This window comes from Pedobacter sp. Leaf216, from assembly GCF_001421515.1.
Classification (GTDB): Bacteria; Bacteroidota; Bacteroidia; order Sphingobacteriales; family Sphingobacteriaceae; genus Pedobacter.
Genome location: NZ_LMKM01000023.1, coordinates 61724 through 74780, shown reverse-complemented (window position 1 = coordinate 74780; position 13057 = coordinate 61724). Strand labels below are relative to the sequence as shown.

Below are 13057 nucleotides of genomic sequence, written 5' to 3'. Positions count from 1 at the left end.
TCATTTGATGAAATCTTTACATTTATTGTTCACCACCTGTTTATTGCTAATATGGATATCGACTTTTGCCCAAGGTCCAGGTAAAATAGCTGGAAAGGTTACTTTGGTAGATGGCCAACCATATGCATCGGCTTCTGTTTCTTTATTAGAAACTGGAAAATCGACGCTAACTGATGAGGATGGGAATTATACTTTCAATAACGTTGCCCCAGGTAAATATACAGTTCGCTTTCAGTTGCTTGGTAATCCACAAAAGGATTTACAGATTACTGTATTACAAGGGGAGACCGCAAAACTGGATTATAAGCTTGAAAAAGAAAACGTTCAGGCACTTCAAGAGATTACTGTAGCGGGCGCTACCAACAAGTTCACGCAGAAAGAAAGCGTTTACATTGCCCGTTTGCCGTTAAAAAACCTCGAAAATCCTCAGGTTTATAATTCGGTACCAAAAGCTTTGTTTCAAGAACAAATGGCTGTAGATCTTGGGAGTATTGCCAAGAATGTACCTGGTGCTGGTATTCCTATGATTGCGAACCAAGGCAGGGTTACGTTTCGTTCACGAGGTTTTGATACCGAGCCGAACGCAAGAAATGGTGTAGCAGGTGCTGCATTTTCTTTTATCGATCCGGCAAACCTGGAGCGTATCGAAGCGATTAAGGGCCCATCTGCAACGCTGTTCGGTAACAGCATTGCCAGTAGTTATGGTGGTTTATATAATCGTGTTACCAAAAAACCATATAATGACTTTGGTGGCGAAGTGGGTTACACTACGGGTAGCTGGAACTTTAACAGGTTAACTGTTGATGTAAATACGCCGATTAATGAAGATAGAACAGCACTTTTCCGCTTAAATGGTGCCACAACTTGGGAACATAGTTTCCAGGATTTAGGTTATACGAATAGTGTAAGTGCAGCACCGAGTTTCTCCTATCAAATTACAGATCGTTTATCATTATTATTGGATGTAGAATTTGGCCAGGCCAAAGGAACTTCAGTAGTGAGGTTAAACCCATATGTTGCAGTACCAGCTGGTCAAACTAGCGTAGAACGTTCAATTGCAGATATTGGATTCCCTTACAATAAAACTTTTTTAAGTAATGATTTGACGTATAAAACGCAAATGATGAACATTTTCGGACAAATCAATTACAAGATTTCAGATGAATGGACTTCTCAAACCATTCTTTCGAGAGCACGTTCATCTATCAGTGGAGATATTACGGCATTAAACGGAAGAACTGAAACAACCATCCGCCCTAACGTAATTGTTGGTTACACCCAATTTATAGCAACAGACTTTCAACAAAATTTTATTGGTGATTTTAAAATAGCTGGACACCGCAACAGGATAGTTGTTGGGGTTGATTATTACAATAACTATAATGATTTTGACCGTGTAACGGTAAACCTGCCGGATGTTGATTTTATTAATACACCTGCAACTTACCGCGTTAGTCAGTTCAAGGTCGATTCACTAACTTCTAGAGGTACTTTGCGTAAGGAAACTAATCGGGATAATACTTATGCGGCATATGCTTCAAACGTATTTAGCATTACAGATAAGTTAAATGCGATGGTAAGTTTAAGGGTAAATCGTTATCAGTACAAAGGGGTTTATAATATTTCTACCGGATTAACCTCAGGTGGTTTAGGTGTTGGTGGTGTTCAGGCAGGGCCATACAATCAAACCAGCCTTTCTCCAAAATTTGGATTGGTATACGAAGTATTAAAAGATCGTGTTTCACTTTTTGGTAACTACATGAATGGCTTTTTTAATAAGAGTGGTATTGCAAGAGATGGAAGCGGCTTTAAAGCAGAATACGCAGATCAGTTAGAATTCGGTGTAAAAGCAGATTTATTCGACCACAAACTAGTAGGTACAATTAGTTATTACGATATCAAAGTGCAAAATATATTACGTCCTGATCCAATAGATGCCAATTACAGTGTTCAGGATGGTTCGCAATTAAGCCGAGGTTTAGAGGTGGAGTTAACTGCTAACCCGATAGCTGGCTTAAACATTGTTGCCGGTTATGCGTATAACGATAGTAAGGTAATTGATGCAAGTGATATCAGAAACAATGGACTTCGTCCAGGGCAATCAGGCCCTCCAAATACGATTAACTTCTGGGTAAGCTACCGTTTCCCTGAAGGTAAATTGAGAGGTTTGGGTGCCGGTTTTGGTGGAAACACAGGTGATAAATCTTATTACACAAACACTTATAATTCTAAATTCATTATTCCTGAATATCAAATCTTCGATGCCAGTATTTTTTATGATCACTCGAAGTTTAGAATCGGTTTTAAAGTGGACAATTTAACGAGTGAAAAAGCATGGTCGGTACGACTAACGCCACAAGCACCAGCTAGATTTACTGGGAACTTTATTCTTAAATTCTAAAATTTGTCACGTTGAGCTTGTCGAAACGCCTTATTCTTCTTGAACGAGTCTTTCGATAAGCGCAGCATGATAAACGGCTTAAATAAATAGTGCATTTAAAAAGAAAATGTTGCTCATTAAGCTTTTTTGGCCTTTTTACCTTTTCCGAGATAGATCAGTAAACCTGTTATTGGAAGCGATGCGGTAAGCAAAGCGACAATAAACATGATTAATTTTGTAGGCCAACCCAAAATACTTCCGGTATGAATCGCCTTATTTAACTTCCTTATTTGATTACCAGTGCTGAGCCCAGAAAATGGGCGTTCAACAATAAGCTTTCCATTTCTACTGTCGAAATATACTTGGCTAACCGTGTTAATTAATTTAGATTCATTTTCTTTAGAAACCAATACGGGCTTATCTTTTTTATCAGGAAAGTTGATGGTTAAATTTCCTTGATAAGGATAAATGCTATCCGTTTTTGCTACAATGCCGGCATACAAACCCTTAATTTTCTTAGTTTTTTCTACGCTTTGTTTCACTACTTCTGGCTTAGCTACTTTCCCATCAACCGCTGTTAACATCAGATTTCAAAGATATTTTGAAGGTTATAAATATGATAAGATAGCCAAAGATCTCAATGTTCCATTAGGCACTGTCAAAACATACATACATCAGGCGCGCTTAGAGCTTAAAAACTATCTAAAGATGTACAGATAGTAACTTTTTTACATATCCTTACTCAGTATTCCCATTTGTGAAACCTTGAAAAATGTAAAAAGATTTTAGATGTTATATTGTTTTTTATAAAGTTAGGTATAGATGTCAAAAAACATTTATGTGCTCGAAGATGATCAAGACATTAGGGAATTATACTGCAAATTGAAAAACATGAAGTTTTAAAATTTTCCAGTATCAACGACTTTATAATAAAAGATAAACATGATCAAGCAGATTGTTTCCTGCTAGATATTAGATTACCAAATGGGAATAGAATAGGCGTTTGTGAATGCTGAAGAAAAAATAATACAACAAACAAGATTCTTGTTATCATGATGAGTGCGCACTCGAACAGGAGAAAGGTACAACTTTCACGTAAGACACAACGATTTATCTCCAAATCCTTTGATATTATTAGTTTAATTAAACAGATTTCCGACTGGATATTCCGACCCATAATGATTCTTCGTCACTTTTGGTGAAAATTTGTGGGCTCAGTTTTTTAAGTATGATCCAATAGCAGAATCAAACCACCTTTAAGAGTTTAATCTCCTTCGAATCATAATTAACTTTTTTCGTTTCACCAAAAGTGAAGAAGAGTCACTTTTAGCGAAATCCCAGCTAGGCCCCAAATCAAAAAACGTAATCAAACTGCATGCCCAGGTTGCTATCCGCTAATTTTCCCCGAAAGATAGGCTCTCAGATAGGGGGCGGTTCGGCTTGTAGCATTTCTGCTTACCTCGGCAGGGCTCCCGGTGGCTACAATCTTTCCTCCCTGGGATCCCGCGCCCGGGCCGATATCGATGATATGATCGCTTCCTGCCACCACGTGCATATCGTGCTCCACCAGCACAACCGTATTGCCGGCATCAACCAGGCGATTAAGTTGGGCCATCAGCCGCGAAACATCGCTCGGGTGAAGGCCCGTCGTTGGCTCATCGAGGATATAAAGCGTGCTTCCGTTCTGCGCGCGCTGGAGTTCAGTGGCCAGTTTAATCCGCTGCGCCTCGCCCCCGGAGAGTTCTGTGGCAGATTGTCCAAGCCTAAGGTAGCCAAGGCCAACCTCCCTTACCGTTTCAAGCGCCCTTGAAATGCCAGGTTCTTCATCAAAGAAATCGGCGGCCTCATCCACGGTGAGCTGCAGCACATCGGCAATATTTTTATCCTTATAGACGATCTTCAGCGTATCCGCGTTGTAGCGTGTTCCCATGCAGACAGGGCAGGGGGTGTACACGCTGGGAAGGAACAGGAGCTCTACCATTACCTGTCCTTCGCCTTGGCAGTTGGCGCACCTGCCCTTGGCCACGTTAAAAGAGAACCGCCCTGCATCATAGCGCTTTTTCCTGGCCCCAGGCGTGCTGGCGAACAGCTTCCTCACCGGATCGAAAAGACCTGTATAAGTGGCCAAATTGCTCCTCGGCGTTCGGCCGATGGGTTTCTGGTCTACCACGACCAGACGGCGGATCCCCTTGAGCCCTCCGGCAATCGCGCCCTTTACCATGTCCTCAGGCTGCTGCTCCAAAAGGTCCGTTCCGCTTTCCGCTTCAGCAGCTTCTGGCTTTTGCCCAAGCGCAGCCCCCACCAGTTCAACCAAAACCTGGGAGATCAAACTACTCTTACCCGATCCCGAAATGCCCGTTACGCTGGTCATTATCCCAATCGGGATGGCAACATCTAAATCCTTTAGGTTATTCTTGTGTACCCCTTCTAGTTCCAGCCACTGTTCCGGTTTCCTTTCTGCCTGTGCATTGGCTTTAGCAGATGGTGTTTTAGGATAGAGATAACCCGCCGTGATGGACGCTTTGCAGTCCTTGATCTTTGCCGCAGGGCCGTTATAGATCACCCTGCCACCGTTTTCGCCCGCACCGGGACCAATGTCTACGATCCAGTCGGCATGGCGGATGACCTCAATCTCGTGCTCGACAACAAAGATTGAGTTGCCATCCTGTTTTAACCGGTCAAGGATATTGAGAAGCGCCCGGGTATCCGCAGGATGCAGTCCTGCCGATGGTTCGTCCAATACGTAAACAACCCCGAAAAGATTAGAGTGTACCTGAGTAGCAAGCCTAAGCCGCTGCAGCTCTCCCGGAGACAGCGTCGGCGTACTCCGTTCCAGACTGAGATAACCCAGCCCTAGATCCAGCATCACCGCTATGCGTGAATACAGGTCAGCTGCGATCCGCTGGGTAACCAGTTTTTTTTCCAGATGATGCCTATTTGAATTATCCCCCTTAGTCGATTGCCGTGCATAAGGACCGAAAAGATCTTGCAGCACCTGGAGCGGTTGTCGGCTCATCTGGGCAATATCCAATCCCTCAAATTTTACCGACAGCGCCTGTTTTTTCAACCTCTTTCCCCCGCAGACCGGGCATTCCTTTCCGGTCATAAACGAAAGCGCGCGTTTTTTCATCAACTGACTCTGACTGGTCGCAAAAGTCTGCAGTACATACCGCCGTGCGCCAATAAAGGTACCCATATAATCGAACTGTTTTTTTGACCTGATTGCCCTTTGCACTTCTTGCAGGGTATACCCTGGGTAGACTGGAACCGAAGGCGATTCTTCACTATATAAGATAAAGTCACGGTCCTTTTTAGAAAGCTGTTTCCAGGGAATGTCAACATCAATACCCATAGAGGTTAAGATATCCCGCAGGTTCTGGCCCTGCCACGCAGTGGGCCAACTGGCAACCGCGCGCTCGCGGATAGTTTTTGTTTCGTCGGGAACCATGCTCCTTTCGCTCACCTCATATACTTTACCCAGTCCATGGCAGTGCCCACAAGCACCTTCCGGTGTATTGGGCGAAAAGCCTTCTGCATAGATGATACCCTGTCCGCCCGGATAATCCCCGGCCCTGGAATAGAGCATTCGCAGCAAGTTGGAAAGGGTCGTCACGCTCCCCACTGTAGAGCGCGTCGAGGCTGCTCCGCGCTGCTGCTGCAGCGCAACCGCCGGAGGAAGTCCGGTGATGCTGTCTACCTCAGGGATCGACATCTGATTAAAAAGCCGCCTCGCATAAGGAGATACGGATTCCAGATACCTGCGCTGTGCCTCTGCGTAAAGGGTACCAAAGGCTAGCGAAGATTTTCCAGATCCAGAGACCCCGGTGAATACTACCAACTGGTCCCTTGGTATTTCCAAATCGATATTCTTTAGGTTATGTTCCCTGGCACCCCTGATAACGATGCTGGGCAATTTTTTTTGTGAAGGCATATCTTGTCAAACAAAGCAAAGGGGATGCTAGTTTTCTTTGATTTCATCTATGGCAGAAATGTAAACATAAATTTAACTGAAAGAAGATCCCCTGATGTTATCCATAGGGGATCTAGCCTTTTTATTTTTCACTTATTTAACTGCCAGCAAGGCAACCTTTTCGATTACCGGCGGCGTAGCCAGCAGTTCATCCGCATGGGCCATCAAAGCCTTGGCAATTTCTCCACCCAGATGTGCATCCCGCCCAGCTTCATCCGCAAAGGTATCGAATATACCGAAAGTAGACGGCGAGATCTGTAGCGCATACCAACGGATAGTTCCGGTTTCAGCTTCGGCCAAAGGCAGGGCACTTTTGATAAAATCTGCAACTTGTTGCTCTTTACCAGCTTTGGCCTCGAGGCGGGCCAGTAATGCTAATTTTTCCATTTCGTTTATAATTAAGTAGGATTATCGGCGGCAAAAATTCCACCGCCAAGAAAGCCACACGAATAGTGCCATGTTATAATATTAACTATCAAATAATCAGATTTTTAAGATTAAAATAATAAAGTGCCCTAAAAAAGCTGAAAGGGTTAAACCTTTAAAGAAAAGAAACATTTAATTTCATACCGGGCGCCCTAGTTCGGGTGGGATGATCCCAAAAGCGGCCCCTTGGTACCCTCCAAACCGGACATCCTTTTCTGAAAGCCTACAACCAGCTAAAAGAAAAGCAACATGATCATACTTTATTTGCCCGTGATTTCCTTCCGGTGCTGCCTGCCCCAATCTGCAAGATTATCTATGATAGTTTTTAAAGTAAGTCCATATTCAGTAAGTTGATACAAAACGGTTACCGGTTGGGTACTTAAAACAGTTCTTTTAATCAGTTTATTTATTTCAAGATCCTTAAGTTCCTTACTTAGCATCTTGTTTGAAATACCACTCACGTCATTTAAAATGTCAGAAAATCTACGTTGGTTGAAATAACAGACAGAGGAAATTATAGATATTTTCCATTTTCCACTTAATACATCCATAGCATCATGGACAGCGAGGATCTGTTTTTTATTGTGCTCATTATCCGCCGGACAACAAATATTTTCCATAATTATTTACCTAGTTACCCAAAAGTTACTGTTACTTTTAGTTACAAAGTTACAATAATATATAAAGCTATTCTAAATTTGCATCATAAATTAAATCTATTAAAAATGAATTTTACAGGAAAAAACATAGTAATTACCGGAGGGACAACAGGAATAGGATTTGCAACCGCAACTGCCTTCATTGAAGCGGGCGCAAATGTATGGATTACAGGAAGAAACATCGAAAACCTCGACAAAGCCGCCGCTTTACTCAAAAGCGATCACCTTAAGACCGTTAAATCAGATACCTCAAACCTCGCTGGCATTGAAACTTTGGCCACAGCTATAGCAGAAAGCGGTCAAAAACTAGATGTAATATTCTTAAATGCAGGAATAGCCACTTTTGCACCCATCGCCGAGGCTACCGAAGCCGATTTCGACGCACAGTTCAATACAAACGTAAAAGGACCTTATTTCACCTTACAGAAACTGCTTCCATATATAAATGACGGTGGTGCAGTAGTCTTCAATTCATCGACGGTGGCAACCGCGGCCCAAATGTACGGTAGTGTCTATTCCGCAACCAAAGGAGCGCTCAACAAGATTGCCCAAATTGCAGCAAATGAACTTGCCGGAAGAAACATCAGGGTAAACATGATCAGTCCTGGTCCCACACAGACAGAAGGTTTCGACAAGGCTGTGCCAGATGAGACCGTAAAAAAACAGTTTGCTTCAACAACAGCCCTGCAAAGAATGGGTAAACCTTCAGAAATTGCCAAAGCCGTTTTATTTCTAGCTTCTCAGGACGCAAGTTTTATTACAGGCGCTGAGCTATTGGCCGATGGTGGGTATATCGGATATGCACTGAAATAAAACCGATCTTTAAATAAATATATTCAACAAAAGCTACTCTGGGTTAATCTTAGAACGGTCAGCCTTATTTCGGAGCAAAACGGCCGCATCGACTTTAATAATAATTAGATTCTCCAGGGGTAGCTTTTGCCTGTGACTTCAATACTGAAAACACCAGTTCTCCACTTATAAATCTCAAGCCGTTTTAGCAGTTCTCTAGCCATAGAGATACGCCTCTTTGTAGTACCAATTGGAATCCGGAGTTCCACCGCAATCTCTTGATATTTGTAGCGGTGGAAATTTTCCAAACCACATCATATTTTCGAAGTGATCTGCCTACAAAACTTGTCAGACTCGGGGTTTTTGTTCCAGTTTGTCCCTAGAAAGCATTGAAAGATGCCGCTATGATTGGCGTGGGTTATTACAGTAATCCTAAATGTCTTACTATTTTGATAGTTAATAAAACATTATTTTTATTTGGTAGCGAAGTTAGCTGGCGTTTCAGATTAGCACCTCATAAATTTGAAGATCATGGGAAACACTTCCATTAAGCTGAATTAAAAGGCCGGGAATTAATTTAGTTATGAAGAGCTACCGATCCGTTCCTATCCCAGCAAATAAAAGAAAGTTCCGGTTTTCAAAAGCTTTGTTTTATGCTTGCACTGGATTGATTTTTTGAACCATTTTTTTGTACGACCAATAAAATACAATTGGATAAACGAAAAGGTTGAATATTGTATTCGTAATCAAGCCTCCAATAACCACTATCGCCAAAGGTTTTGATGCTTCTGAACCGATTCCGGTTGATAATGCTGCTGGCATTAGACCAATTGCGGCCATTAATGCGGTCATTAAAACGGGTCTGAATCGGCTTGAAATTCCATCACGAATGGCATCGGTATATGTCCACGTTTCTTGGTTTTTTAATTCTGAAATGTTTGTTTTAAATTTGGTAATCAGAATTACACCGTTTTGAACACAGATTCCAAACAGTGCAATAAAGCCAATTCCCGCCGAGATGTTAAAGTTTACACCAGCAACAAGCAAGGCTAAAATTCCACCAATCATTGCAAATGGCACATTGTTTAATACCAATAAAGCATCTCTGATATTTCCAAAAAGCACAAACAGGATGAAGAAGATTAACAACAAACTCACTGGAACGGCTTGTGATAACCTGGAAATGGCTCGTTGTTGATTTTCGAAATCTCCCGCCCATTCTAATTTGTACTCTTTTGAAAGTTTTATTTGTGCATCTACCTTTTTCTGGGCTTCTGCAATTACGCTACCCATATCTCTACCCCGAATGGAGAATTTAATAGCACCATAACGTTGATGTTTGTCTCGGTATATCATACTCGGACCAGTAATTTTTCTGATGCTTGAAATTTCGCCTAGCTGTACGTTCGACCCTGATAAAGTGGGTATGCGGAGTTTGCTGATGGAACTTTCATCATTTCTAAAATCCTCAGGATAACGAATGATGAGATCAAACTTTCTTTCGCCCTCATAAATTTGCGTTGCGGCTTTTCCACCAATGGCCATTTCAATTACGGCATTAGCATCAGCTGTGCTTACACCATAGAGTGCCATTTTTTTCTGATCGAGGTTAATTTGCAGTTCCGGCTGACCGAGATTCCTTAAAATTCCAAGATCTTCAATTCCCTCAACAGTTTTTAAAATCTTCTCAATTTTTTTTTCTTCTTGTTCAATTACTTCGAAGTTTTCGCCAAACATCTTAACTACGATAGATCCCTTGACCCCAGAAACGGCTTCTTCTACATTATCGGAGATCGGTTGAGAGAAATTGAGGCTAATTCCAGGAAAACTTTTTAGCTTTTCCTGCATGCGTTCAATTAATTGCTCTTTGCTTTGCTTACACTTCCATTCGTTGCGTGGGTAAATATCCACATGGAATTCCATATTATAAAAACCAGTTGCATCGGTTCCATCATTTGGGCGGCCAGTTTGCGACATGACTTGTTTCACTTCATCAAAACTCAAAAAGATCTTGCGCATATCGCTCGAAAGTCTTTTGGTTTCATTTAAAGATATACTGAGCGGACCCGTTGCCCTCACATAAATGGAGCCTTCATCCAAACTCGGTAAAAATTCTGTACCTAAAAATTTAAAACTGAAAGCGCCTAAGACCAATACGGTAATCGATATAAAAAAAACAAGCCTTTTTTTGCTGAAACAGATGTCGTAGAACTTCAAAGTAACTTTTGTCATCCATTCTAAAAAGACATTGTGTTTCTCTTTTACATTCTTTTTTAACAGAACACTCGCCATTGCGGGTACGAATGTAAAAGTTAATATTAATGCCCCTAACAGTGCAAAACTTAATGTCCAGGCGAGGGGCGAAAACATTTTTCCTTCTACCTTTTCGAAGGTAAAAATGGGCAACAAACCTGTGATGATAATTAGTTTGGCAAAAAGAATGCCCTTACCATTTTCCATGGAGGCCTTTTTTATGAAGCCCAGCTTATTCATCTTATTAAAACGGTCCATACCCAATTTCCTGGCTTTCATATCCAGGGTCACAAAGATTCCTTCCACCATCACGACCGCTCCATCAATGATAATTCCGAAATCTATCGCACCCATGGAAAGTAGATTTGCGGGCATTCCTTTTAATTTCAAACAAATGAATGCAAACAAAAGTGCCAGTGGAATAATGATCGACACAATTAATGTGGTACGCCAATCCGCCATAAAAAGAAATACAATCAGGGTTACAAATAAAATCCCTTCAAGCATATTTCCCATCACCGTATGAACCGAATAATTCACTAAATCTTCGCGATTGTAAAAGGCCTTAATCTTTACATCATCGGACAAAATACTGCTATTGATGACTTCGATTTTTTCTTTTAAACGGGCTATTACCTCACTAGGATTTCCACCTTTCCTCATCACTACTATACCTTCTACTACATCCGGATCCTGATCTCTGCCGACCTGACCCAACCTTGGTAGAGCCGATTCAGCAACTTCAGCAATGGTTTTGACGTAAATTGGTGTGCCATTTATATTATCGACTACGACATTTCTAATTTCATCGATGTTATTTAAAACGCCAATCCCACGTACCACATATGCCTGACCGTTTTGAACAATCACATCGCCGCCCACATTAATATTGCTTTTCGATACGGCCTCGAAAAGTTCTGTTGCCGTTACTCCATATTGAATTGATTTCTGGGGATCGACAGTAATTTGATAAGTTTTGACTTCGCCACCGAAACTAACTACATCGGCAATGCCCGAAACAGAAAGTAATTCTCTTTGAATAACCCAATCCTGCAATGTTTTTAGCTCACGAACCGATTTGTTATCACTTACTAAAGTGTAGCGAAAAACTTCTCCCGTTGGTCCGTAAGGTGGCTGCACTTCGGGTTGAATGCCTTCGGGTAAATCGGCTTCTTCAAGGTGGTTATTTATCTGGACCCGAGCTTCCGCGTAATCAACGTCATCCTCGAAACTTACTTTGACAATCGAGAGTCCGAATAGGGAAGAAGAACGAATGCTAGTTCGCTTTTCAGTGGGGTTCATGGCAATTTCCAGCGGACGGCTGACAAATTTTTCTACCTCTTCGGCACTTCTACCCGGCCATTGCGTAATGATAGTAATATTGGTATTGGTCACATCAGGAAACGCATCAATGGTTGTATTTTTAAAACTTAAATAACCAGTTAAAATGAGGATAAAAGTGGTGAAAAAGATGAAGTATTTATTTTTTAGCGCAAAGCCGATAATGCTTTTGATAAATTTATTCATGATTTAAAATCTAATGGATGAAAGGAATTTTACTGCGTTTTTAAGTTTTCAAATAAGAAAACCTGTTTAGACGCAATCACTCGATCGCCAGCCTGAACACCTTTGCTTACAAAAATCCGATCGGCCGTTTTACGGCCTATTTCTATTTCTTGAATGCGAACCTTATTATCGCTTTTCAATACAATTACGTAGTTTTTATTTTCATCAAAAATTACGGCTCTAGCATTTACCACGGGCAAATTAATTTTTGAGTTTGCAGACACTTTTACCGTTCCAAGCATACCAGGTTTTAAAAGAAAATTAGGATTTTTAATCACAACTCTAGCGTTCATCACCCTGCTGTCTTTGTCAATCAGATTATATATTTTATCTATTTTACCTTTGAAAATTTTTTCAGGATAAGATAATGTTGACAAATTTACTTCAGCGCCAGGCATGACACGGGAAATATCCGACTCATAAATACTGATCATCGCCCAAACATTGGAAAGATCTGCAACCGTAAATAGGCTCTTATCATTATCACTTCGCAGTTGCATGTTCTCGTTTACATTTTTCTCAATTACTAAACCCCTCAAAGGCGACCTTATAGAATATATTCCAGTGCTGCTGCCTCCGTTTATTTTCAATACGGAGTTAGCTCTTCGGAATTCTGCTTTTTTCGTTTGATAATCATTTTTAGCTTCTTCAAGTTCTTTGGCCGATGACAGACCACTTTCATAAAGTTGCTCCGCTTGTTTCAAAGCTCTATCAGCTGTTTTAAGTTCAGAATTTGCAGCAATCACTTCTTTATCAAATCCAGCCATTTCAGCACTATTTACAGTTGCTAAGGTTTGTCCAGCGTTTACCTGATCTCCTAAACGCACATTTACGCGGTTAACAGAGCCGCTCACCATCGGAAAAAGCTCGGATTTCCTATCTTCATTAGCAGTTATCTTAGCAGAGAAAATAATGTCGGCTTTCCCGTTCGCCTGCATCACGGTATCGATGAGGAGCCTGCTTAAAAATGAATCAGTAATCACAAATTTTTTATGGGAAGTTTCTGTTTTG

General features: G+C 41.4%; 9 protein-coding genes. 3 read left to right on the top strand and 6 right to left on the bottom strand.

Annotation, left to right across the window (positions count from 1 at the left end):
* Positions 1 to 7 precede the first annotated feature (7 nt).
* Positions 8 to 2401: a TonB-dependent receptor gene (locus tag ASE74_RS15765; protein ID WP_055911065.1), complete on the top strand. Its 2394-nt coding sequence runs from the start codon at positions 8 to 10 to the stop codon at positions 2399 to 2401.
* A gap of 116 nt (positions 2402 to 2517) precedes the next feature.
* On the opposite strand, the gene ASE74_RS25185 is transcribed toward ASE74_RS15765, so the two are convergent.
* Positions 2518 to 2964, bottom strand: a complete 447-nt coding sequence (locus ASE74_RS25185; protein ID WP_055911063.1) for a PepSY-associated TM helix domain-containing protein — start codon at positions 2962 to 2964, stop codon at positions 2518 to 2520.
* Here ASE74_RS25185 and ASE74_RS25495 point away from each other — a divergent pair.
* Positions 2849 to 3100 (top strand): sigma factor-like helix-turn-helix DNA-binding protein, encoded by a 252-nt coding sequence (locus ASE74_RS25495; protein ID WP_082458802.1) that lies wholly within the window; start codon positions 2849 to 2851, stop codon positions 3098 to 3100. The genes ASE74_RS25185 and ASE74_RS25495 overlap by 116 nt on opposite strands.
* A gap of 667 nt (positions 3101 to 3767) precedes the next feature.
* Here ASE74_RS25495 and uvrA read toward each other — a convergent pair.
* The 3 genes from uvrA to ASE74_RS15745 all read right to left on the bottom strand — a co-directional run bounded on the left by uvrA (position 3768) and on the right by ASE74_RS15745 (position 7396).
* Positions 3768 to 6311 carry an excinuclease ABC subunit UvrA gene (gene uvrA / locus ASE74_RS15755; RefSeq protein ID WP_055911061.1) on the bottom strand — a complete coding sequence of 848 codons (2544 nt, stop codon included), beginning with the start codon at positions 6309 to 6311 and terminating at the stop codon, positions 3768 to 3770.
* 132 nt (positions 6312 to 6443) lie between these two features.
* Positions 6444 to 6737 carry a putative quinol monooxygenase gene (locus ASE74_RS15750; protein WP_055911059.1) on the bottom strand — a complete coding sequence of 98 codons (294 nt, stop codon included), beginning with the start codon at positions 6735 to 6737 and terminating at the stop codon, positions 6444 to 6446.
* 299 nt (positions 6738 to 7036) lie between these two features.
* Positions 7037 to 7396, bottom strand: a complete 360-nt coding sequence (locus ASE74_RS15745; protein WP_055911057.1) for a helix-turn-helix domain-containing protein — start codon at positions 7394 to 7396, stop codon at positions 7037 to 7039.
* A 105-nt stretch (positions 7397 to 7501) separates the two neighbouring features.
* Between ASE74_RS15745 and ASE74_RS15740 the strand changes: the two genes are divergently transcribed.
* Positions 7502 to 8248 (top strand): SDR family oxidoreductase, encoded by a 747-nt coding sequence (locus ASE74_RS15740; RefSeq protein WP_055911055.1) that lies wholly within the window; start codon positions 7502 to 7504, stop codon positions 8246 to 8248.
* 630 nt (positions 8249 to 8878) lie between these two features.
* On the opposite strand, the gene ASE74_RS15735 is transcribed toward ASE74_RS15740, so the two are convergent.
* Both ASE74_RS15735 and ASE74_RS15730 read right to left on the bottom strand, forming a co-directional pair.
* Positions 8879 to 12007, bottom strand: coding sequence for an efflux RND transporter permease subunit (locus tag ASE74_RS15735; RefSeq protein ID WP_055911053.1), 3129 nt, complete (start codon positions 12005 to 12007; stop codon positions 8879 to 8881).
* Between the two features lie 29 nt (positions 12008 to 12036).
* On the bottom strand, positions 12037 to 13029 hold the full coding sequence (locus tag ASE74_RS15730; protein ID WP_235526116.1) for an efflux RND transporter periplasmic adaptor subunit: 993 nt from the start codon (positions 13027 to 13029) through the stop codon (positions 12037 to 12039).
* Positions 13030 to 13057: the final 28 nt, after the last annotated feature.